Source organism: Streptomyces rishiriensis, from assembly GCF_003112535.1.
GTDB lineage: Bacteria > Actinomycetota > Actinomycetes > Streptomycetales > Streptomycetaceae > Streptomyces > Streptomyces rishiriensis.
This window is the reverse complement of the sequence record NZ_BEWA01000027.1, coordinates 69,537-92,149: the sequence shown is the minus strand read 5'-3', so window position 1 is coordinate 92,149 and position 22,613 is coordinate 69,537. Positions and strand designations below refer to the sequence as shown.

Sequence of the window (22,613 nt, the reverse complement as noted above, 5' to 3'; positions counted from 1 at the left end):
TGCCGCATCAGGCAACGTTCGCCCTGTCGTGGTGTGTCGTCCAGTTGCTGCGCCGGGAAGCGCCAGACGGCCACAATGATCACGTGGCTGAACGCGTGCGAGTTCGGGAAATTGACGACGACGAGGGCAGGCGCCTGCTGCGGATCATCCGCAGAGGCACTGGCTCGGTGGTGACCTGGCGGCGGGCTCAGATGGTGCTGTTATCCGCGCAGGGCATGCCGGTTGCGAAGATCGCCGAGGTGACGTTCACCAGCGACGACCGGGTCCGCGACGTGCTCCACAACTTCAACGCGGACGGCTTCGACTCGCTTTACCCCAAGTACAAGGGCGGCCGGCCGAAGACCTTCACCCTCCCGGAACGCCGGGAGATCAAGAAGATCGCCAAGTCGAAGCCGGCCGAGCACGGCCTGCCGTTCTCGACCTGGAGTCTGGCCAAGCTGGCCGACTTCCTGGTCGCCGAGGGGGTGGTCGACGACATCAGCCACGAGGGCCTTCGCATCCTGCTCCGCGAGGAGGGCGTCTCGTTTCAACGCGTGAAGACCTGGAAGACCTCCCGCGACCCCGACTACGCGGCCAAGAAGGCCCGCGTCGAACACCTCTACGCGATCGCCGACGGTGAGGTCATACCCGAGGAAGGCGAGCCCGAAGTCATCTTCTGCATGGATGAGTTCGGGCCGCTCAACCTCCAGCCGCACCCCGGCCGGCAATGGGCCGAACGCGGCGGCAGACACAAGGACCCCGACCGCGATCCTCGGCCCCGCCGCCGGGCGACCTACACCCGCCCGCACGGCATCCGCCACCTGTTCGCCGCCTACGACCTGGCCAAGGACCAGCTTTACGGGCACATCAAGAAGACCAAGAACAGGTCGAAGTTCCTGGAGTTCTGCCGCTACCTGCGCTCGCTGCACCCGGCGAACGTGCGCATTGCGATCGTCTGCGACAACTACTCACCGCACCTGACGACGAAGCGGTGCCAGCGGGTCGGGACGTGGGCAGCGGCGAACAACGTGGAGATCGCCTACACCCCGACCAACAGCTCCTGGCTCAACCGGATCGAGGCTCAGTTCACCGCCCTGCGCTACTTCGCTCTCGACGGCACCGACCATGCCAACCACAAGGAGCAAGGGAGCATGATCCGCCGCTACATCATCTGGCGGAACAAGCACGCCGCCGACGAACGCCTCCGTGAGGTCGTGAACAGGGCGAACGTTGCCTGATGCGGCACTAGGTCGATCGTCGGATGAGCGTGCGGAACCTGACGAGTGTGGCGGCGCGGTGGAGGCCGACCGCCTTGCCGCTCCTCTTCGTGCAGCGCCGCAGCTTGCCGTAAGGGTTCATCCAGGAGGGACTGCGCTCGACCACCCAGCGTTTGCCTGCCGGGATCGGGGCGGGGACGCCCTTGCGGGCGATCTCCGCTGTGAGGCCCAACTTGCCAAGCAGGCACGGGATATGGCGCTGTCGTAGCCATGGTCCAGGTTCACTTGACGTCCTCGGGCAGTGCTCCGAGTTGCGTGCGCACGGTTTCCAGGGCCGGGAGCAGGGGCGACGCGTGAGTGCTGTAAGAGGGCGGTATGGGAATGTGTAGGTGTTTTGTCGTCACCTGAACGTGTGGCGGTACGGCATCCCGGCCGCTCGGTGGCCGAGAGCATGTTGGGGTGGTTCGCGTGCCCAGGAATTCCCGGATCTCCGCGCGGAGATCATCACGGATATCGGGGCCAAGGTCACCCCCGAGCAGGCCGGACTGCCGCTCTACGGCGGAGAGCGCCGACGGGTCACCGGGCTGCGCCGCGGGGAGGTCGCCCTGCTCGCGGGCATCTCCAGCGAGCACTACACCCGGCTCCTGCAACGTCTCTTCTAGTGACTTGCGAGCAGTCCGACGAGGGCGGAGGTGTGGTTCCACAGGTCTCTTGCCAGCTGCAGGTCGGTCGCCTGTCGGCCTTCTTTCCCGTTGGGCTTGATCTTGTCGAAATAGGTGCCGCTCGGTTCCGAGAGCGTGTCCAGGTCTGCGAGCCGGATCAGGGGCTTGGCACCTTCCTCGGGGACGACACCGTAGCGGCCCAGTGTCACGGCTTTGATGATGCGGAGCAGCCACCAGTCCGGGGCGAGGCCGGTCCGGACGAAGCCCGGGTGGACGGCGAAAGCCGGAACGGTCGACTTCCTCGCCAGTTCCTTCGCGAACAGTTGTTCATCAGCTTGGAGGTGCCGTACGCGCCCAGGCCCGAGTTCCACCGCTGGCGGGTGAAGTTGAGGTCGTCGAGGTGTACCCGCCCTTGGACGTTGGCGTTGCTGGAGGTGGATATGACCCGCCCTGGGCTTTCCGCCAACCGGGGAAGGAGGAGCCTGGTCAGCAGGAAAGGGGCGAGATAGTTGGCCTGGAGGGTGCGCTCGAAGCCGTCAGCGGTGAGCTCGGAGACCTTGTACATGCTGCCCGCGCTGTTGGCCAGCACGTCGATGCGGTGATACGCGGCGAGAAGCTTGTCAGCGAGACCGCGCACGTCGTCGAGTTTCTCGAAGTCGGACACGTAGCCGATGCCGCCGATCTGGTCTGCGACTGCCTTTGTGCGTTGCGGGTCACGGCCGGTGATGACGACCGTCGCTCCGTCCTTGGCCAGGTCGGTGGCAGCTGCTTTGCCGATGCCGCTGGAGCCGGCAGTGATGAAGACCCCGAGATTCAGACGTGCCCTTGCTCATGAGGGATTTCGTTTCAGATGCCATGGGCCGGCACGCGGTCTGTTGCGGGGGTGGTGCATGCAGCGCGGACAACGCCGCAGAGCGGGCTGGGACCGGCGGCGGAAGCGACGCCCATCCGGGCCGTTCACACCGCTGGGGGCGGTGCACCATCAACAAAACCGCCTGTCACGGGAGTGTGGGAGTCCCTGATGAGGGGGTCACTGACAGGGACCCCCTCATCAGCGGAAGCGCTCGTACAGTGAAACGCATGGCAGCTAGAAAAGATCCACAAAGCGGCAAACACGATATTCGTGATGATTTCCGTGCGGAGATCCGGGAATTCCTGGGCACGCGACGGGCCAGGGTCACCCCCGAACAGGCCGGACTGCCCCTCTACGGCGGAGAGCGCCGACGGGTCACCGGGCTGCGCCGGGAGGAGGTCGCCCTGCTCGCCGGGATTTCCAGCGAGTACTACACGCGGCTGGAGCGGGGCAACGCCACCGGCGTCTCCGAGAGCGTCATCGACGGCATCGCACAGGCACTTCAGCTCGACGAGGCGGAACGCATCCACCTGCTCGACCTCCTGCGCGGCGTCGGCACGACCCGCCCGCCACGCCGCCGCCCGGCCCAGCAGCGGGTTCGGCCTCCGGTGCAGCGCGTCCTCGACTCGATGAGCGGCACACCCGCGTTCGTCCTCAGCGGACGCGGGGACATCCTCGCTACCAACGACCTCGGGCGCGCCCTGTACTCCCCGGTCTACGCCGACCCGGCACGGCCGCCCAACAACTCCAGGTTCGTCTTCCTCGACACCCACGCGACCGAGTTCTTCCGCGACTGGGACCAGGTCGCAGGCGACTGTGTCGCCATGCTGCGCGCCGAGGCCGGACGCGACCTCTACGACCGGCGGCTGACGGACCTGATCGGCGAACTGTCCACCCGCAGCGAGGAATTCCGCCACCGCTGGGCCGCCCACAACGTCCGCATGCACGCCACCGGCGTGAAGCTCCTGCACCACCCGGTCGTCGGCGACCTCGACCTCCCGTTCGAGACCTTCCCGGTGGGCGGCGACTCCAGCCAGGTCCTCCTCACCTACACCGCCGAGCCCGCCTCCCGCTCCCAGGACGCCCTCAACCTGCTGGCCAGCTGGGCCGCCACCAACCACGACGTCGAGCGGTCCGCGCCGGCCAAAGACGCCGAGGCCGCCGACTCGTCCGAGACATCCGGCTGATCGACGTCCGACGAGCCGCGAGAGTCGCTCGCAGCCGTTTCCGGTTCCTGACAGCGGATGTTCAAGTTGTCCTGTGCCACGGTGAGCCAACTGCTCCCGACCGAGGTATCGGGTGATGTGTGTTGATCTGCGCATTGAGGTGGTGCCAATGACCGCGTTGATTCGTGACGAATGGGTGGACGTCATCGACAGCGCACTCGCGCGGCTGGTCGACGTCGCGGGCCTGGATGTCAGCGGGGTCTGCGGCGTCGCGCTCGGGCAGCGGCTGGGCATCAGCGAATGCACGCAACGCCGCCGACACGAGGCGAGGTGCACGTGATCGGAGTGCTGTCCGAGGCGGGGAACCTTCCCTTGGCCTTGACTTCCTTCGTGGGTCGGCGGCGCGAGGTCGCGGAGATTCGTCGAACACTGGGTAGCGCGAGGCTGCTGACGCTCACCGGAATGGGCGGGGTGGGCAAGACCCGGCTGGCGCTGGAGGTGGCCGCCAACTCCACCAGGGCCTTCGCGGACGGCGTGTGGGTGGTGGACCTGGCCCCCGTGCGGGATCCGTCAGCGGTGGCGATCAGGGCCGCGACCGCGCTGGGGGTGCCGGACCTGGGGGCCAGGCCGATCCTGGACCAGCTCGCGGCCCATCTGGCAGGGCGGCGGGCACTGATCGTGCTGGACAACTGCGAGCACCTGGTCAAGGCCTGCTCCGAGCTGGCCCAGACCCTCCTTTCGGCCGCTGGTGGCCTGCGCATTCTGGCAACCAGCCGCGAGACTCTGGGCATCACCGGCGAGCACGTTCTCACCGTCCAGCCCCTGTCACCGGACGAGGCACTCGAACTGCTGAGGGACCGGTCCAACGCCGTTGAGCCCCGGTTCCGGATCACCGACACGAACCGGGCCGCGGTCACCCGGCTCTGCGCCGGCCTGGAGGGGTTGCCGCTGGCGATCGAGCTGGCCGCGGCCCGGCTGCGCACTCTCACCGTGGAAGAGGCGGTAGTCCGCCTGGAGAACCGGTTCGCGCTGCTCAGCGGAGGCAGCCGCACTGCGCTGCCGCGGCAGCGCACGCTGCGCGCGCTGGTCGACTGGAGCTACGAACTGTGTTCTGCGCCAGAGCAGCGGCTGTGGAACCGGCTGTCGGTGTTCACCGGCGGATTCGCCCTGGATGCGGCCGAGAGCGTCTGTGCGGGCTCGGGCATCGCGCGGCACGAGGTGCTGGACCTCCTGGACCGGCTCGTCGCCCAGTCCGTGGTGCTGACCGGCGGAGGCGAGGACGAGCCGCGCTATCGGCTGCTGGAGACCATCCGCCAGTACGGCAGGCAGCAGCTCGCCCGGTCCGGTGAGGAGCACACTGTGCTGCGACGGCACCGTGACTTCTACCTGGCCCTGGCTGAGCGGACTGCCGGAGACTGGTGCGGCCCGGGCCAGGAGAAAGCGCTGGCCCGGCTGCGCGCCGAGCACGCCAATGTGCTGACGGCCCTGGACTGCGCAGGCGATCCGCAGGCCACCCTCGCGCTGGCGGCGGCACTGCGCTACCACTGGTGCGCCGGAGGATTCCTCGGCGAGGGGCGACGCAGACTGGACCGGGCGCTCGCCGCCGCGCCCGAACCCACCGTCGTTCGGGCCAGGGCGCTGTGGGTTGCCGCCTGGGTGGCGCAGTTGCAGGGCGACCTGGCGGCGTCCGGCCGGTGGCTGGAGGAGGCGGCACACCTGGGCGAGGAACTTGGCGACCCGGTGGTGTGCGCGTACGTCCAGAGCTTCCGCGGCACGCTTGCGCTGTTCCGGGGTCAGCTGACGCAGGCCGTGAGCCTGCTGGAGGGCGCGGTGGACGCCCACACGGCGCTGGGCGAGGGAGCGGGAGTGGTCTTCGCCCTGTTCGAGTTGTCGTTCGTCCTGGCTCATCTGGCAGACCCACGTGCGGCGGTGACCGGTCGGCGCGCCCTGGCCGCCGCCGAGGCGCACGATGACCGGTGGGGCCGCGCGCACGCGTTGAGCGCGCTGGGCCATGACGCCTATCTGCGCGGGGACCTGGAGGCGGCCGTGGCGATGACGCGCACCGCGCTGGAGATCGAGGAGGGCTTCACCGACTACGTCGGAGCCATGCTGATGCTGGAACACTTCGCCTGGATGACCGCCTCCCTCGGCGACGCTGCGCAGGCGGTGCGGGTGCTGGGGGCCGCGGATGCGCTGCGGCGGGACATCGGGATCACCCTGGCCGCGTTCCCGCAGGTGGCCCTGGGTCATGCACGGTTCGAGGAAGCGACCGTCGCGGTCTTGGGCCAGGCCGGATATCGCAGGGCGTTCGCGCAGGGCGGCGCTGTCGACGGTCCGGCCCGGGCCATCGCATTCGCACTTCGGGCTCCTGAACCGGTGGCCCCGGCCGTGGCCACGAACCCGTTGACCAGCCGGGAGCGAGAGGTGGCCGCACGGGTGGCCCAGGGCGCGACCAACCGGCAGATCGCCTCCGCGCTCGGACGCTCGCCGCGCACGGTCGAGGGCCATATCGAGAACATCCTGGCCAAGCTCGGCTTCGGATCCCGCACCCAGATCGCCACCTGGTGGGCGCAGAACCAGGTACCCACCCCGTAGGACCCCGTAGGACCCCGTAGAACTACCCATGGACCCGCGCCGACGCCGCCCCGATCCTTCTCGTATGACGCACACGTAGCGGACCAAGCCCGCTACCTAGGGCCCCGGCTTCTGCGCCCGGGCCCGCGTCTCAGTCCCGGCCCCAGGCCGTATACACCCGGCTGCAGCAACCGGAGCCACCGCAAAGATGCGCCCACGGCCCCGGAGCCCCGCACCCGGGCGCGGCCGGACCGGCCCGATCGCTCCCGGCGTTCCCGCGCGGCAGATGCCTGCGGCCGATCCGTCTTGACCCAAGGAGTGTGTCCGTGTCCGTACCCGTGCTCTCCCGCACCAGAAGACGCCTCTTGAAGCGCCCGCCCTGGCCGACGATCATTATCGCTGTGGCGGCCTTCGCCTTGGTCACCACCGTCCTGGGCTCAACCGCACCTACCCGCCAGGGCGCCCAGAGGGCTGCTCAGCCCTCTATCGCGTCCATCTGCCAGGGGACCGTCAACTCGCTGGAGGCCTCCTACCGCGAGCAGGCCCCGCCGACAGTGTCCGGACCGGTGGTCCACAGCGCCTCCTACAGGTTCACCCGCCAGCAGGTGACGGCCCTTGCCGCGAAGCGTCAGGATGCCATCGCCAGCTGCGAGGCCAAGGGCAAGGTCGCCCAGCAAGCAGGCTGGTCCTACCTGTCGGCCCGCATGGTCGAGGTAGCCGTCGACGCCAGCATCACTGTCATGGCCTCCACACTCATCTGCTCGTACACCGGTCCGGCCGGCTGCAAGTGGGGCGTCAAGATAGCCGCGTTCACCGGCGGGTTCTTCGGAGCCCTGGTCTTCCAGTACCTGACCGACGGAACCGTGGACTGGAAGAGCGTGGGCAGTGCCTTCTTCGACGCGACCATTTCGATGCTGACCTTCTCCGGCCTCGACAAACTCCAGGAGAGCTACGTCCGGGACGGTGTGAGGGCCACGTTCCAGAACGCCGGCACTGCCATCCAGGCGGTGCCGGCCCGGATCGGCGGTCTGGGATCCGGTTTCACCACGTACGTCGACAGCGCGGCACGGTGGATCTGGAACAACCTCTCCAGCATCGCGTTCGGCGGGGTGTCGCAGATCGGCTACACCGGCGGCGGGTCAGTCGTGCCGGCCATGGCCGTCATCCAGGGTGTGACCACCGCCTCCCCCGTGGAGTTCCGCGACCTCGGGAACTCCGGAGACAAGTCGGGCTCCTCTGTGACCTCCTACGACCTGCACTCCGGGACCCCCGGCGGCACCGAGTACGACACCTGGGACATCCACATGATCAACGGCATGGTCACCAACTCGGACGGAGCCATCGGCTACACGATCTCCCAGGGCAGCAACTGCCTGACCTCCACCAACAACAACGGCTCGAGCGTCTGGTTCGTCCCCTGCAACTCCGGGGACCAGAGCCAGTGGTGGTTCGCCGACGGCGATGAGCTGATGTCCTCCAACGGATTCTGCATCAACGAGGTGCCCAACACCGGACGCTGGCTGACCAACTGCTCCGGCCTGAACTACCTCGACAGCCCCTCCTACAAGGACGACCAGTTCCTGATGAGCCCCGAAAGCGGAAGCTACCTGCCCGACACCGTGGCCAACTTGACGGCCAACTGGAAGATCTACGCAGGCTGAGCCTTCCAGCGGACAGCACAGTGCCCCGGGCCGGTGGCGACGTCACCGGCCCGGGGCACTGCGCTGTGCCGGGCCGTGCGTCAGTACCCGAGGCGACATCGCTGTGGAGGTCGAACACGCCTGGGCTGCCACCGCAGGGCAGGAGACGAACCAGCGCCCCCAGCCACCGTCCCCAGCCCGCCAACCGGGCGCCAACGATAACAAGCGAGGGTGATCCGGCCGCCCCTTACTGCGGTCGCCATCGGACTAGGAGCACACAACGGCGGCGGAGCTGCGACGTGGAGCCCTACAGGGTGATGCTGCGCCTACGGGAGCTCAGTCACGCAGCAGCTCGTGCTGCCACTGGGTCTGGGGCTGGTTGTGCAGGTCGAGGTAGGCCTGTGCGAGGACTGCCGGATCGAAGCGCTCTTCGCCGCCACCGATCGCCCCGGCGATCGTGACGCTGGTGACGTGCACGCCTGTCCCGGCCAGCTTCTCGTGGAGTACTTGCGCGTATGTGCGGATCCCGGCCTTGCCGATGGACAGGGATGCGAATTCCGCGGACGGGGAATGGGCGAGGCCGCCGCCGGAGAACAGCAGGCTCCCGCGGCCGTCACGGAGCGCGGGGAGGACGGCGTCGGCCGCGACCCTCGCCCCCAGGACGTTGACGGCCAGAACGTCGGCCCAGTCCTTGTCGTCACCGCCGATGGGCGCGTCCTTGCGCACCACCGCGGCGTTGTACACGAGCACGTCGGGAGCGCCCAGCTCGGTGATCGCGGTGCGGAGCGTGGCGCGCAGGCCGTCGGGGTCCGTGACGTCCGCGGGGTAGCCGCGGACGTCCTGGGGTGCAGGGTAGGAGCAGAGGTGACGGCTTGGACCGCTCCGGCCTTGCACAAGGGCGTCAGTTGGCGACGGCCTCGGTGACGGTGATCTGTACGTGCTCGGGGTAGAAGGCGACGTGGCCCGCGATCGCCTTGACGGCCTCATGGGGCTCTTCGTAGAACCATACCGCGTCCGCGATCTCCTTCTCGGGGGTGATGAGGCTGTAGTACGACGCCTCCCCCTTGTACGGGCAGTACGTGTGGGAGTGCGTGCGCACCAGAAGCGTCTGGTCGACATCTGCCAACGGGATGTAGTGAACGGGCGGACGGCCCGCCTCGCTCAGCATGACGGCAGCGGTCGTTTCGGCGAGGACCTTGCCCCCGTTCTGAGTGACCACACGGATCAGACGAGGGTTCTCGCTGATCTCGATGGGGTGGTCCGGCCCGGGAATCCTTATCTCACGGGACATCAACTTGCTCCTTGACTGTGGGACCCAGACCGCGGTTCATGCCGCTCGCGGCAGGGGCTGAGACAGTGGCTGCAGACACACGGGTGGCGTCCGCAGTCGTGGCCTTGCTGGCCATGGCTCCAAGGCAACCAGCCTTGCCGACAGCGCGACAGGACCTGTTGAAGGGGGTACCGGCAAGTCCTCCCTAGCCGCATCACCTTTGCTTGGCGGCACGGACCATCGCCGCCGGATCCGGGAGATTCCTGGCCTCACACAGGGCGCGGATCAGCCCCCAGCCGGTCGGGTTGCCCGTGGCTTGACACAAGCGGCGGGGACCAGGGCTGCGCCGCGAGGAAGTCGCCGCCCTGGCCGGGCTCAGCGTCGACTGCTACATCCGCCTAGAACGCGGCACGCCAACGGTGATGACCGCTGTTCACCATGTGTCGCAGCACGATCTGATCGCCGCCGTCCGGTTCGTCGACCCAGGCCACATCGACACCGCTCAGGGCTGGGACGTCGTCGAAGATCCGGTGCATTGCGGTGGAACCGTCGAAGAGGGCCAGGATCTGGCTGTAACCGTCGGCGAGTTCGGACATGCTATGAGGCCTTCCGTCGGACCATCAGGGTTAACAAGCCCGTAATGCAGTCCTGCGGCCGATCGTGACCGCAAAGCCGTTACCGCGCTATCTCCAAGTGGAGACCTCCACCTGGAGCTATCAGGCCGCTGCCGGGACGCGCAGTATCTCGGCACCCGCCGGAGCAGGCGGGAAAGCGACGAAGAACACCGTCATCCGGGACCCCCACCGAGGCGAAGCGCGCTGCAGAGCGTCCCGCTCCCACATGTTGCGTCCTGAACATGCTGCGGGGCCGGACATGCCGTCCCGACGCCACCCGCCGGGTTGGTTCACGCCTGCACCGGGACGAGTAACTCCCCGCTTCGGCTCGCCCTTCCCAGTAAGCGCCGGCTGCATCAGGGATGCTCCCAACCACTGAGGTGTGATCAATGAGTACGGAACAATCTGCGAGAGGGCCGTCGAGTGCCCCACTGGATCGGCCGCGAGCGATGCGTCGGGTAGCCGCTCGCTCCTCGGCACCTCCATCGAGTTCTACGACTTCTTCATCTACGGAACAGCGGCCGCACTGGTCTTCGGGCCGCTGTTCTTCCCGGCGCTCGGCGGAGCCGCGGCGACCGTCGCCTCGTTCGCGACGTTCGGCGTGGCGTTCTTCTTCCGTCCCGTGGGTGCGGTCCTGTTCGGCCACTTCGGCGACCGCCTGGGGCGCAAGAAGACGCTGGTCTCCACCCTGCTGATCATGGGATCCTCCACGTTCGCGATCGGTCTGGTGCCGACCTCGGAAACGATCGGCGTCGCAGCCCCGATCGTGCTGGTGACCCTCCGCGCGTTGCAAGGACTCGCGGTCGGTGGCGAGTGGGCCGGTGCGGCGCTTCTCACCGCCGAGTACGCGCCGTCGGGCAAGCGGGGTCTGTACAGCATGTTCCCGCAGCTCGGCCCAGGCATAGCGCTGGCGATGTCCAGCACCACGTTCCTCATCACCGCATTGGCGATGAGCCCGGAGAGCTTCACGGCCTGGGGCTGGCGGATCCCGTTCCTGCTCAGCTTCGTGTTGGTCGCAGTCGGTCTGTACATCCGGCTGAAGATCGAGGAGACACCGGCCTTCAAACAGTCCACAGCCCGCCGCGAGCAGGTCAAGCTGCCCTTCGTGGAGGCGCTGCGTGACCAGTGGCGACAGGTGCTGCTGACCGGCGGCATGCTGACCATGACCTTCGGAGTCTTCTACACCAGCAGCGTGTACCTCACCAGCTACGCGGGCCAGGCGCCGGGCGTCGGCGTGCTGGGCCTGTCGCGCCCCACGGTCCTGGTCGGCGGCATCATCGCAGGGCTTGTCTTCTGCGTCGCCGTCATCACTTCGGCCCTGTACTCCGACCGGATCGGCAGGCGGCGGGTCCTGCTGGTCGGCACCGTCGCCTCGATGATCGTGGGGCCCTCGGCGTTCCTGATCATGCAGCCCGGAAGCATGCTGTCGTTCTTCGTCGGACTCAGCCTGCTGATGGTGGTGCTCGGCATCCCCTACGGCCCGGCCGCCGCCTATCTGCCGGAGCTCTTCCACACCCGGTACCGCTACACCGGTGCCGGCATGGGCTACAACCTCGGTGGCATCCTCGGCGGTGCGGTCCCGCTGATTGTGGCACCGCCTCTGGCGGCCGAATTCGGGGGTATCGGGGTCGGGTTCTACCTCACGGCACTCGGGCTGATCAGCACTCTGTGCGTGCTGGCGATGAAGGACACCAAGGACGTGGCCATCGACGGCGCCGCCGCGGTACCGGGAGCTGCCGCGGTCGCGACCTCCTGAGCTCGATGCAGGTGGGCCGTTCCAGCGGGACGGCCCATCAGTCACCAGACCCTGACGCCGCCCTCACCACCAGGTGATCACCAACCGAGCGACGTGACGGGTCGGCGTTCTGGTCGCAAGGGTTCGGTCCCCGCAACCGTCGCAGTCGGCGTACTCCGCCGAGACCCGCTTTCGTCCCCCGCCCTGGTTGCCCCGTGACGCAACGGCGTTGCGACAGTCCATGAACTCGGAGGAACCGATGGCTCACGCTGTAATCCGCCTTCCGGGGAAGCTCACTTTTCACGTCAGAGCCAGATGGGTCATCGTTTTCATGGTGGCGTTCTCGCTCGTCCTGGCTGGAGCCGCTCACTCCGCCCCATCAACGTCGCTCCGGGTCAGGGTGCTGTCGAATCGGGCGGATCTGGTTTCCGGCGGTGACGCCCTGGTCGAGGTGGTGCTTCCCTCCAAGGCAAAGCCTGCCAAAGTGCGTGTGGACGTCGACGGGCGGGATGTGACGCCTGCCTTCGCCGTCCGGCCCGACGGTCGCTTCCTCGGCCTGGTCACCGGCCTCAAGGTCGGCGAGAACCGGCTGACAGCCCGCGGACAGGCAGGTACGACCCGTCTCACCATCACCAACCATCCACTCGGCGGACCGGTGTTCGCCGGGCGCCAGGTGCAGCCATGGACTTGCGCCACCGAGGCGAACGGTCTCGGCAGGCCGGAGGACGCGACCTGCAACACCCCGAAGAAGTACCAGCTGTTCTACAAGTCGTCGGCGACCGGCCAGTTCCGCCCCTACGATCCGAGCAATCCGCCGCGGGACCTGGCCCGCACCACCACGGACCAGGGGCACAACGTCCCCTACATCGTGCGCAGGGAGCGGGGCACCATGGATCGCGGCATCTACGACATCGCGGTGCTCTACGAGCCGGGCAAGCCGTGGAAGCCGTGGGCGCCGCAGCCCGGCTTCGACGGCAAGGTGCTGGTGCCGTTCGGCGGGGACTGCACACCACGGCACACGCAGGGGGCGCCGGACAACTTCCTCAGCGGCGGCGTGTTGCAGGATCACGCCTTGTCGCGCGGTTTCGCGGTGTTCGTCTCGAACCTGAACACGCTTGGTCAGAACTGCAACGACGTGGTGTCGGCCGAAGCGCTCATGATGCTCAAGGAGCACTTCGTCGAGGCGTACGGTCCTATCCGCTACACCATCGGCCAGGGTTGCTCGGGCGGGGCGATGCAGCAGCACTGGATCGCCTCGAACTACCCGGGCCTGGTGGATGGCCTCCTGCCTTCCTGCAGCTTCCCGGACATCTGGGAGACCATGCAGGAAGCCGAGGACTGCCACCTGCTCGCCCGTCACTTCGACAACTCGCCATTGTGGGCGAAGACCGCTCAGCGTGTCGCTGTCGAGGGGTACGCCGCCGAGGCCCCGTGCCGCTCATGGGACAACCCGAAGGAGATCGCCAACTACGCCAAGATCTGGCTGGACCCGGACAACGGCGTGGCCTGCCTGGGCGGCCAGTTCGGCGGCCATACCCCCCCTGAGCCCAACCCGCCCTGGGTGTACGACGCGAAGACCAACCCCAAGGGGGTCCGCTGCACCCTGCAGGACTACATGGTCGCGGTCTTCGGCCGCCGACCGTCCGACGGGTTCGCCAACCGGCCGTACGACAACGTCGGCGTCCAGTACGGCCTGAAGGCTCTCGAATCCGGCGAGATCACCGCGGAGCAGTTCGTCGACGTCAACGAGAACATCGGTGGGCTGGACATCGACTGGAACTGGCAGCCCGAGCGCGGCAAAGCCGACTCGAAAGCGCTGGAGATCGCGTACCGCTCGGGACGGGTCACCTACCCGCGTCAGGCGGCGAAGGTGCCGATCATCGACCTGCGTGACTCCACGAACCTGGATATCCACACCGACTTCCACAGCTATGCGATGCGGAAGAGGCTGATCGCGGCCAACGCCAATGCCGGCAATCAGATCATCTGGACCAGTCCCGGACCCCTACTGGGCAACCCCGCCGTGAACGAGCAGGCGTTCCTGCTGATGGACAAGTGGCTGTCCGCCATCGAAGCGGACACGTCCACCGATCCGCTCGAGGCCAAGGTGGTGCGCAACAAGCCCGCCGCCGCGGTCGACGCGTGCTGGATCGCCGGAAAGAAGGTCACCGACATGTCGGTCTGCCGGGAGGAGTTCCCGTACTTCGGCGATCCGCGCATTGCCGCCGGAGGTCCACTGGCCGACAACATCCTCAAGTGCCGGGTCAAGCCCCTCGACCGTCGCGACTACACCGTCGACTTCACCCATGACCAATGGGACCGGCTGCGGAAAACCTTCCCCGAGGGGGTGTGCGACTACCGCGAGCCGGGTGTGGCCCAGCAGCCTTCGCTGCCGTGGCTGACATTCGCCGGCGGCCCCGGAGGACAGCCACTCGGGCCGCCGCCGCAGTCTGGCCCGGACTCCTGAATCGAGGCCCCACGCGCTCGATCGGCCTCCCCCTGCATCGGAATCCATGCTGGACAGAACGTGTTAACGGTGGTTAACGTGCGCATGGTCGTTGTCGCTGCCCCTTGAGTGCGTGGGCTGCCTGCCGCCGGGCCTCCGTGAAGGCCTCCGGAATGCCCAGGACCGTCGTCGCGACCCGTCAACGAACTGCAGCGCGGATGCCGATTCCCCGGCTCCACTGTCACGCGCACCGGGCCCACGTGGCCGCCGACCGCACGGAGGTGACAATCGTGTCCGACATAACAACTTCGATCCCGATCCGCACACCCCTGACCGTCGACCTGGCCGTCGATGCCGCCGGTGCGATTCCCCCCAGAGGTGGTTCGGTCCCCGGCTTCGATCACCAGAGCCGTTTTGGTGGCCTGAAAGGCGGTGCGTTGTACTTCCAGCGCTGCCGATGGTGCCGGACCCCGACCTTCCGACGGGTGTTCTGTCCTGCCTGCGCCTCGGACGACCTGGAGCTGGAGCGCAGTGACGGCACGGGCGTCGTCGGCCGTTCCCTCGTCGTGCGCCGGGACGATGTGCCGTACAACCTCTCCCTGGTCCTCATGGCCGAGGGATTCGTGCTGGAGGGCAGTGTTGTCGGGGTGGCGTGCGATGCCGTGCGGTCCGGCGCCTGGGTGCGCGTAGACCCGGACTCCGATTCCCATTCCTGGACTGTCACCTTCAGGCCTTACGGCGGCCCTGCCGCTCGTTGGTAGCCGGCGGCGAGAGGCGGCGCACGGCCGCCATGGATACCCCCTCCGATGTGGGAATGCCGCACCCCTGGACGAAGCCTGTTAACGAGCGCTAACCTCAAATCAGTGAGTTAACGTTAACTAACATCGATCACGCACAGTGCCCCTGGCTCGTCTGCCGAGCGGGCAGCGCAAGGAAGCAGTGATGACGACTTTGGCCACACAGCTCCAGCGGGGCCCGGCCCCCGCACCCTCCGCGACCGGGAAGCACTGGCCGACCGGCCTCAGACTCCCGACCGGCGCCGATCCACTGTCGGAGGACTACCGCCGAAACCGGGACACGCACGCCGCAGCGGTGCAGACGCTTCGCCGCCGGCTGGCCGAAGCCGCCGAGGGGGGCGGTGAGCGGGCCAGGGAGAAGCACGTCGCCCGCGGCAAGTTGCTGCCCCGCGACCGGGTGGAGACCCTGCTCGACCCCGGTTCACCGTTCCTGGAGCTGGCCCCGCTGGCGGCGTACGGGCTGTACGGCGGCGACGCACCGGCAGCCGGAGTGGTGGCAGGCATAGGCCGCGTCGCAGGCCGTGAGTGCGTCATCGTCGCCAACGACGCCACGGTCAAGGGCGGCACGTACTACCCGATGACCGTCAAGAAGCATCTGCGCGCGCAGCAGGTGGCGTTGGAGAACCGGCTCCCCTGCATCTACCTCGTGGACTCCGGGGGCGCGTATCTGCCGATGCAGGACGAGGTGTTCCCCGACCGTGAGCACTTCGGGCGGATCTTCTACAACCAGGCGCAGATGTCCGGGGCGGGCATCCCGCAGATATCCGCGGTACTGGGCTCCTGCACGGCCGGCGGGGCGTACGTCCCCGCGATGAGCGACGAGACCGTCATCGTGCGGAACCAGGGGACGATCTTCCTGGGCGGTCCGCCCCTGGTGAAGGCCGCCACCGGAGAGGTGGTCACGGCCGAGGAACTGGGCGGGGGAGAGGTCCATGCCCGCGTGTCCGGCGTCGTCGACCACCTCGCCGAGGACGACGCGCACGCTCTGCGTACGGTCCGGTCCATCGTCGCCACCTTCGGCCCGCGGGCCCCGAGGCCGTGGGATGTCGCACGGGTGGAGGAGCCGGCCGTGGACCCCGCCGGTCTCTACGGCGTCGTCCCGGCGGACAACCGGACCCCCTTCGACATTCGTGAGGTCATCGCCCGGCTCACCGACGGGTCGCGCTTCGCCGAGTTTAAGGCCGAGTACGGCCAGACACTGGTCACCGGCTTCGCCCGCATCCATGGGCATCCCGTGGGAATCGTGGCCAACAACGGCATCCTCTTCGCCGAATCAGCCCAGAAGGGCGCCCACTTCATCGAACTGTGCGACCAGCGCGGCATCCCCCTGATCTTCCTGCAGAACATCACCGGCTTCATGGTCGGCCGCGCCTACGAGAACGGCGGCATCGCCAAGCACGGCGCAAAGATGGTCACCGCGGTGGCCACCACTCGCGTACCGAAGCTGACGGTCGTCGTCGGCGGATCGCACGGCGCGGGCAACTACTCGATGTGCGGGCGGGCGTACTCACCCCGGTTCCTGTGGATGTGGCCGGGCGCCAAGATCTCCGTGATGGGCGGTGAGCAGGCTGCGACCGTGCTCGCGACCGTCAAGCGCGACCAGCTGGAGTCGCGCGGCGAGGAGTGGACCGCCGAAGCGGAAGAGGAGTTCAAGCAGCCGATCCGCGAGCAGTACGACGAACAGGGCAGCGCCTACTACTCCACCGCGCGGTTGTGGGACGACGGGGTCATCGACCCCCTCGACACCCGCACCGTGCTGGGGCTGGCTCTGACCGCCTGCGCCAACGCGCCGCTGGCCGAACCACAGTTCGGCGTCTTCCGCATGTGACTTCCTCCCTTCCCTCTCCCACTTCGAGGAGCTTCCAGGTGTTCGACACCGTCCTGATCGCCAACCGTGGCGAAATAGCGGTACGGGTCATCCGCACGCTGCACCGGCTCGGCATCCGCGCGGTCGCCGTCCACAGCGCCGCGGACGCCCACGCACGGCACGTACGCGAGGCCGACACGGCCGTCGCCCTGCGCCCCGGCGGGCCGGCCGACGGCTATCTCGACATCGAGCAGATCGTGGAGGCCGCCCTTCGCATGGGCGCCCAAGCGATCCACCCCGGCTACGGCTTCCTGTCCGAGAACCAGCACTTCGCCCAGGCCGTCACCGACGCCGGACTGGCCTTCGTCGGACCACCGGCGACCGCGATCCAGCTGATGGGCGACAAGATCCGTGCCAAGGACACCGTGCAGGCCAACGGCGTGCCGGTGGTGCCCGGCAGCAGCGGCAGCGGACTGACGAACGATCAGCTCGCCGAGGCGGCACGCACGGTCGGCCTGCCCGTACTGCTCAAGCCGTCGGCGGGCGGAGGCGGCAAGGGCATGCGCCTGGTCCGCGACCCGGCCGTGCTCCACGAGGAGATCGCTGCCGCACGGCGGGAGGCGCTCGGTGCCTTCGGGGACGACACCCTCCTGGTCGAGCGCTGGATCGACCGTCCCCGCCACATCGAGATCCAGGTGCTGGCCGATACCCACGGGAACGTGGTGCACCTTGGCGAGCGCGAATGCAGCCTCCAGCGCCGTCACCAGAAGATCGTAGAGGAGGCCCCCTCGGTCCTGCTCGACGACGACACCCGGGCGGCGATGGGCGCGGCGGCGGTCGAGGCGGCCCGTTCCTGTGGGTATGTCGGCGCGGGCACGGTGGAGTTCATCGTTTCCGCCGATCGCCCGGACGAGTACTTCTTCATGGAGATGAACACCCGGCTCCAGGTCGAGCACCCGGTGACCGAGATGGTGACCGGTCTGGACCTGGTCGACTGGCAGATACGCATAGCCGCAGGCGAAGCCCTGACGTTCGGCCAGGACCAGGTCGGCTTCGACGGCCACGCCGTCGAGGTGCGCCTGTACGCCGAGGACCCCGCCAAGGGCTTCCTGCCCAGCGGCGGTCGGGTGCTGACCCTGCGCGAGGCGGCCGGCGAGGGCATACGCGTCGACTCCGGCCTGGTGGAAGGCTACGAGGTCGGCAGCACGTACGACCCCATGCTCGCCAAGGTGATCGCCCACGGTCCGGACCGGGAAACCGCGCTGCGCCGCCTGCGTGCCGCCCTCGACCGGACGCGTGTGCATGGCGTCACGATCAACACCGGGTTCCTGCGCAGGCTTCTCGAGGACAGCGACGTGATCGCCGGCCGTCTGGACACCGGGCTGGTCGAGGCCCGGCTGGCCTCCCTGGTCGATGCCCCGATGCCGGACGAGATCGCGCTGGCGGCGGCACTCGCCGTCGAGTCGGCACTGGAGCCCGCGCAGCGGGACGCGCACGCATGGGTCGACCCGTTCTCCGTGCCGTCGGGCTGGCGGATCGGCGGACCCGCCTGGACCACCCACCGCTTCCTCGACAGCGACAGCGAACCGATCGAGATACGCGTCCGCCGCACCCCCTTTGGCCCGGCCCCCTACGAGGTCTCGCGCGGCGGCGGGGAGGCCGAGCCGGCCGACCTGCGCACCGACCGAGCCGATGGTGTGCTGCTGACCTGGAACGGGACCGTTCAGCGACTGGACCACACGCTGGAGACCACCGCGAACGGCGAGGTGGTGCACTGGCTCTCCCGCGGGGCCGACACATGGCGGCTGCGCACCTTCGATCCGGCCGTCGCGGCCGGGACCGGGTCCGCGGCAGCCGCCGGCGGCGCCCTCACTGCACCCATGCCCGGCACCGTCACTCTGGTGAAGGCCGCCGTCGGAGACGTCGTGACAGCAGGGCAGACCATCCTCGTCGTCGAGGCGATGAAGATGGAGCACGCTCTGACCGCCCCCTTCGACGGAGTGGTGGCCGAACTGCGTGCGGCGCCCGGCGCCACCGTGGCGATGGACGAGACGCTCGCCGTCGTCGCGCCCGCATCCGACGCGGCCAGTAGCGAGGAAGCGGCCTGACTCCGCCCGTCACCTCATCCCCTCATCCATCCATCGGGCGGCCGGAACTCCAGCTGTTCGAACCCCGTACCGCTTCCGCTTCCGCATTCGCGTGAGATCGAGGACCGCATGTTGAACCACCGGCTCAGTGATGAGCATGAACAACTCCGCCGCACGGTCGCGGAGTTCGCCCGAGATGTGATCGCCCCGGTGATCGGCGACTACTACGAGCGGCACGAATTCCCGTACGACATCGTCCGGGAGATGGGGAAGCTGGGCCTGTTCGGGCTGCCCTTCCCCGAGGAGCAGGGAGGCATGGGTGGGGACTACCTCGCGCTCGGCCTGGTCCTGGAGGAACTGGCCCGGGTCGACTCCTCGGTGGCCATCACCCTCGAGGCCGGTGTCTCGCTCGGCGCCATGCCCATCCACCTCTTCGGCACCCAGGAACAGAAAGCCGAGTGGCTTCCCCGCCTCTGCTCGGGCGAGATCCTCGGGGCGTTCGGCCTCACCGAGCCGGACGGTGGCTCGGACGCCGGGGCCACCCGGACGACAGCCCGCCTGGACGAGGCCACGAACGAGTGGGTGATCAACGGCAGCAAGTGTTTCATCACCAACTCCGGTACGGACATCACCGGGTTGATCACCGTGACCGCGGTCACCGGCACCACGCCGGAGGGGCGCAAGGAGATCAGCGCGATCATCGTCCCCGCGGGCACCCCGGGCCTAGCCGTGGCCGCACCGTATTCCAAGGTGGGCTGGAACGCTTCGGACACCCGGGAGTTGGCCTTCACTGACGTCCGCGTGCCGGTGCGGAACCTGCTGGGCGAGCGGGGCCGCGGCTATGCCCAGTTCCTTAGGATCCTCGACGAGGGCCGCATCGCCATTGCCGCGCTTGCCACCGGCCTGGCCCAGGGCTGCGTCGACGAGTCGCTGAAGTACGCCCGCGAACGGAAGGCGTTCGGCCGCCCCATCGGAGCCAACCAGGCCATTCAGTTCAAGCTCGCCGACATGGAGATGCGCGCGCACACCGCCCGACTGGCATGGCGCCACGCCGCCTCGAAGCTGGTTGCCGGCGAGCGCTTCAAGAAGGACGCCGCGCTCGCCAAGCTCTACAGCTCCGAAATAGCCGTGGACAACGCCCGCGACGCGACCCAGATCCACGGCGGCTACGGCTTCATGAACGAGTACGCCGTCGCCCGCTTCTGGCGCGACGCCAAGATCCTCGAGATCGGTGAGGGCACGAGCGAGATCCAGCGCCTGCTCATCGCCCGCGAACTCGGCCTCGCCGACCTGAACGGAGCACGCTAATGGACAAGGTCGTCACCTCGGCCGCGGAAGCGGTGGCGGTCATACCGGACGGGGCCTCATTGGCCGTCGGAGGCTTCGGCCTCTGCGGGATCCCCTCCGTCCTGATCCAGGCGTTGCACGCGCAGGGCACCACCGATCTGCGCGTCGTGTCGAACAACTGCGGTGTCGACGGGTGGGGCCTCGGGATGCTGCTGGAAACCCGGCGCATCTCCCGTGTCACCGGGTCCTACGTCGGCGAGAACAAGGAGTTCGCCCGCCAGTACCTCTCCGGCGAGATCGAATTGGAACTGGTGCCCCAGGGCACCCTCGCCGAACGCCTGCGGGCCGGCGGCTGCGGCATACCGGCCTTCTTCACCCCCGCCGGAGTCGGCACCCAGATCGCCGAGGGTGGCCTCCCGTGGCGTTACGACGCACACGGCGGCGTGGCCGTCGCCTCGCCGAAGAAGGAGGTACGCCAGTACCGCGGGGCGGAGTACGTGCTGGAGGAGTCGATCACCACCGACTTCGCCCTGGTCCGCGCGGCCCGAGGGGACCGGCACGGCAACCTCGTCTTCGACAAGTCCGCCCGGAACTTCAACCCGCTCGCGGCGATGGCCGGACGGGTGACCATCGCGGAGGTCGAGGAACTGGTCGAGCCCGGTGAACTCGACCCGGACGCGATCCATCTGCCAGGAGTGTTCGTGCAGTCGGTGCTAGCCCTGAGCGCCGAGGAAGCCGCCGACAAACGCATCGAGAAGACGACCGTACGCCCGGCCCCGGAGGCCACCGAAGCCGTTCCCGGGCAGCGCGATACGACAGGAGGGCGGAACTGATGGCCTGGTCCAGGGACGAGATGGCCGCCCGGGCGGCACACGAGCTGACCGACGGGTCGTACGTGAACCTCGGCATCGGGCTGCCCACCCTGGTGCCCAACCACCTGCCACCCGGCGTGCACGTGGTGCTCCAGTCCGAGAACGGCATCCTGGGCGTCGGCCCGTACCCCACCGCCGACCAGGTCGATCCCGACCTGATCAACGCCGGCAAGGAGACCGTCGCCGTGCTGCCGGGCGCCTCCTTCTTCGACTCCTCCCTGTCCTTCGGGATGATCCGCGGCGGGCACATCGACGCGGCGATCCTCGGCGCCATGCAGGTCTCGGCCGTGGGCGACCTGGCGAACTGGACCATCCCCGGGAAGATGATCAAGGGGATGGGCGGGGCAATGGATCTCGTCCACGGCGCGCGGAAAGTGGTCGTGCTGATGGAGCACGTGGCCAAGGACGGCACACCGAAGATCGTCGAGGAGTGCACCCTGCCGCTGACCGGTAAACGGTGCGTCCAGCGGATCATCACCGACCTGGGCGTCATCGACATCACCGAGCACGGGCTGGTACTCACCGAGACCGCACCCGGGGTCACGGTGGCGGAGACCCGAAGCAGCACCGGCGCCGACCTGGCGGTGGCCGAGGCGCTCGACGCCGTGGGGGAGAGCGCCGCGTGACCTCGACGCCTGCCGGGCACAGGACGGCGGTGTCGATTCCGCTGGCGGGGCGGCACCGTTCGTGAGCGGCGCGGGCTGCTCCTTGGCACCCCGCGACCCGCGGGGTGCCAAAGGAACAGCGCATGGTGTCAGCGAGACAGCGCCCAGCGCGGCGGCCGGCGTTCACGGAAGGCGCGCATGCCTTCCGCGGCCTCCTCGGACGCGAAGAGGTCGGCGGAAAGCCTGACCATGGCATCACCCTGCTGCTTGAGCACATCACGCAGCCGCGTTGTGGTCAGCTTCTTGGACTCGACCAGACCCTGCCGGGAACACAGCTGCAGAGCGCTGACGATCTCCCGGACGCCGTTCTCCACACCCCCGGCGTCACGCGGAGCCTCGGTCAGTAGGCCCATGCGCACCGCCGTCGCGCCGTCGAACGTCTCACCCGTCAGGAAGTAACGTCCGGCTGCCCGTTCGTCGATGCGGGGCAGGACGGTGAGGGAGATGATGGCGGGCGCCAGACCGAGGCGGACCTCGGAGAAGGAGAAGGTCGTGTCGGCGGGCGCCACCGCCATGTCGGCGGCCGCGACGATGCCCAGCCCACCGGCCCGGGCATTGCCCTTCAGGTGCGCTATGACAGGGACCGGGGTCTCCACGATCCGCCGCAGCAACCCCAACAACGTCTCGGCGCCCTGCTGCATACCGCCCTGCGCGGCTTCCTTGAGGTCCGCGCCTGCACAGAACGTCGGCCCGGTGTGGGAGAGGACGATCGCGCGAACGGTTTCGTCGGCCGCGGCCTGGGCCAGGCCGTCGTGCACCTGTTCCACCAGGGCGGCGGACAGAGCGTTGCGATTGCCCGGCGAGTCGAGGGTGAGGGTGGCGATGCCGTCTTCGATGTGGACTCGCACCACGTCGTCGGTGTGCTCTGCCATTGCAGCTCCTTCATAACGGGAACGAGGCGCGCCGAACGGAACCGGTGACACCCGGCTGAGCCCGCAGTCC

21 protein-coding genes are annotated in these 22,613 nt (G+C 68.4%); 14 read left to right on the top strand and 7 right to left on the bottom strand.

Annotated features, from left to right (window positions below; translation table 11 throughout):
* Nucleotides 1–83 precede the first annotated feature (83 nt).
* Nucleotides 84–1,217: an IS630 family transposase gene (locus Sri02f_RS36270; protein ID WP_109005398.1), complete on the top strand. Its 1,134-nt coding sequence runs from the start codon at nt 84–86 to the stop codon at nt 1,215–1,217.
* A 7-nt stretch (nt 1,218–1,224) separates the two neighbouring features.
* On the opposite strand, the gene Sri02f_RS44260 is transcribed toward Sri02f_RS36270, so the two are convergent.
* Nucleotides 1,225–1,428 (bottom strand): hypothetical protein, encoded by a 204-nt coding sequence (locus tag Sri02f_RS44260; protein ID WP_174855782.1) that lies wholly within the window; start codon nt 1,426–1,428, stop codon nt 1,225–1,227.
* 157 nt (nt 1,429–1,585) lie between these two features.
* Between Sri02f_RS44260 and Sri02f_RS42335 the strand changes: the two genes are divergently transcribed.
* Entirely contained in the window at nt 1,586–1,858 is a 273-nt protein-coding gene (locus Sri02f_RS42335) for a hypothetical protein (protein WP_218029928.1), read from the top strand.
* On the opposite strand, the gene Sri02f_RS42330 is transcribed toward Sri02f_RS42335, so the two are convergent.
* Both Sri02f_RS42330 and Sri02f_RS36255 read right to left on the bottom strand, forming a co-directional pair.
* Entirely contained in the window at nt 1,855–2,067 is a 213-nt protein-coding gene (locus Sri02f_RS42330; protein ID WP_218029926.1) for a hypothetical protein, read from the bottom strand. The two genes, Sri02f_RS42335 and Sri02f_RS42330, sit on opposite strands and share 4 nt — an antisense overlap.
* Nucleotides 2,064–2,657: an SDR family NAD(P)-dependent oxidoreductase gene (locus Sri02f_RS36255; protein WP_281261917.1), complete on the bottom strand. Its 594-nt coding sequence runs from the start codon at nt 2,655–2,657 to the stop codon at nt 2,064–2,066. The genes Sri02f_RS42330 and Sri02f_RS36255 overlap by 4 nt, the downstream gene beginning before the upstream one ends.
* Nucleotides 2,658–2,938: 281 nt before the next feature.
* Here Sri02f_RS36255 and Sri02f_RS36250 point away from each other — a divergent pair, with 281 nt between their 5' ends.
* The 4 genes from Sri02f_RS36250 (at nt 2,939) to Sri02f_RS36235 (ending at nt 8,112) form a co-directional block, all read left to right on the top strand.
* On the top strand, nt 2,939–3,898 hold the full coding sequence (locus tag Sri02f_RS36250) for a helix-turn-helix domain-containing protein (protein ID WP_109005556.1): 960 nt from the start codon (nt 2,939–2,941) through the stop codon (nt 3,896–3,898).
* Nucleotides 3,899–4,046: 148 nt separating this feature from the next.
* A complete protein-coding gene (locus tag Sri02f_RS36245) occupies nt 4,047–4,217 on the top strand; it encodes a hypothetical protein (protein WP_159106846.1) in 171 nt (56 codons plus the stop codon).
* Nucleotides 4,218–4,249: 32 nt separating this feature from the next.
* Entirely contained in the window at nt 4,250–6,472 is a 2,223-nt protein-coding gene (locus Sri02f_RS36240; protein WP_307721065.1) for an ATP-binding protein, read from the top strand.
* 380 nt (nt 6,473–6,852) lie between these two features.
* The gene (locus tag Sri02f_RS36235; RefSeq protein WP_159106845.1) at nt 6,853–8,112 is read left to right on the top strand and encodes a DNA-directed RNA polymerase subunit beta family protein; all 1,260 of its coding nucleotides are present in this window, start codon (nt 6,853–6,855) and stop codon (nt 8,110–8,112) included.
* 315 nt (nt 8,113–8,427) lie between these two features.
* Here Sri02f_RS36235 and Sri02f_RS36230 read toward each other — a convergent pair whose 3' ends face one another.
* From Sri02f_RS36230 to Sri02f_RS41505, 3 genes are all read right to left on the bottom strand, one after another.
* Nucleotides 8,428–8,985, bottom strand: a complete 558-nt coding sequence (locus Sri02f_RS36230) for an SDR family NAD(P)-dependent oxidoreductase (protein ID WP_159106844.1) — start codon at nt 8,983–8,985, stop codon at nt 8,428–8,430.
* 7 nt (nt 8,986–8,992) lie between these two features.
* On the bottom strand, nt 8,993–9,382 hold the full coding sequence (locus Sri02f_RS36225) for a DUF427 domain-containing protein (RefSeq protein WP_109005551.1): 390 nt from the start codon (nt 9,380–9,382) through the stop codon (nt 8,993–8,995).
* 377 nt (nt 9,383–9,759) lie between these two features.
* Nucleotides 9,760–9,957, bottom strand: coding sequence for a hypothetical protein (locus Sri02f_RS41505; protein WP_159106843.1), 198 nt, complete (start codon nt 9,955–9,957; stop codon nt 9,760–9,762).
* Nucleotides 9,958–10,357: 400 nt separating this feature from the next.
* Between Sri02f_RS41505 and Sri02f_RS36215 the strand changes: the two genes are divergently transcribed.
* The 8 genes from Sri02f_RS36215 (at nt 10,358) to Sri02f_RS36180 (ending at nt 21,632) form a co-directional block, all read left to right on the top strand.
* The gene (locus tag Sri02f_RS36215; RefSeq protein WP_218029925.1) at nt 10,358–11,731 is read left to right on the top strand and encodes an MFS transporter; all 1,374 of its coding nucleotides are present in this window, start codon (nt 10,358–10,360) and stop codon (nt 11,729–11,731) included.
* Between the two features lie 310 nt (nt 11,732–12,041).
* Nucleotides 12,042–14,177 carry a DUF6351 family protein gene (locus Sri02f_RS36210; RefSeq protein WP_245970952.1) on the top strand — a complete coding sequence of 712 codons (2,136 nt, stop codon included), beginning with the start codon at nt 12,042–12,044 and terminating at the stop codon, nt 14,175–14,177.
* Nucleotides 14,178–14,446: 269 nt separating this feature from the next.
* Nucleotides 14,447–14,917 (top strand): Zn-ribbon domain-containing OB-fold protein, encoded by a 471-nt coding sequence (locus Sri02f_RS36205; RefSeq protein ID WP_245970951.1) that lies wholly within the window; start codon nt 14,447–14,449, stop codon nt 14,915–14,917.
* A 181-nt stretch (nt 14,918–15,098) separates the two neighbouring features.
* Nucleotides 15,099–16,781: a carboxyl transferase domain-containing protein gene (locus tag Sri02f_RS36200; protein ID WP_245970950.1), complete on the top strand. Its 1,683-nt coding sequence runs from the start codon at nt 15,099–15,101 to the stop codon at nt 16,779–16,781.
* A 38-nt stretch (nt 16,782–16,819) separates the two neighbouring features.
* Nucleotides 16,820–18,868, top strand: coding sequence for an ATP-binding protein (locus Sri02f_RS36195; protein WP_109005549.1), 2,049 nt, complete (start codon nt 16,820–16,822; stop codon nt 18,866–18,868).
* A gap of 111 nt (nt 18,869–18,979) precedes the next feature.
* Nucleotides 18,980–20,155, top strand: coding sequence for an acyl-CoA dehydrogenase family protein (locus tag Sri02f_RS36190; protein ID WP_109005559.1), 1,176 nt, complete (start codon nt 18,980–18,982; stop codon nt 20,153–20,155).
* Nucleotides 20,155–20,967, top strand: coding sequence for a CoA transferase subunit A (locus Sri02f_RS36185; RefSeq protein ID WP_109005548.1), 813 nt, complete (start codon nt 20,155–20,157; stop codon nt 20,965–20,967). Before Sri02f_RS36190 ends, Sri02f_RS36185 begins: the two co-directional genes overlap by 1 nt.
* Nucleotides 20,967–21,632, top strand: a complete 666-nt coding sequence (locus Sri02f_RS36180) for a CoA transferase subunit B (protein WP_109005547.1) — start codon at nt 20,967–20,969, stop codon at nt 21,630–21,632. Before Sri02f_RS36185 ends, Sri02f_RS36180 begins: the two co-directional genes overlap by 1 nt.
* Before the next feature lie 128 nt (nt 21,633–21,760).
* On the opposite strand, the gene Sri02f_RS36175 is transcribed toward Sri02f_RS36180, so the two are convergent.
* Nucleotides 21,761–22,543: an enoyl-CoA hydratase family protein gene (locus tag Sri02f_RS36175; RefSeq protein ID WP_109005546.1), complete on the bottom strand. Its 783-nt coding sequence runs from the start codon at nt 22,541–22,543 to the stop codon at nt 21,761–21,763.
* Between the last annotated feature and the right edge of the window lie 70 nt (nt 22,544–22,613).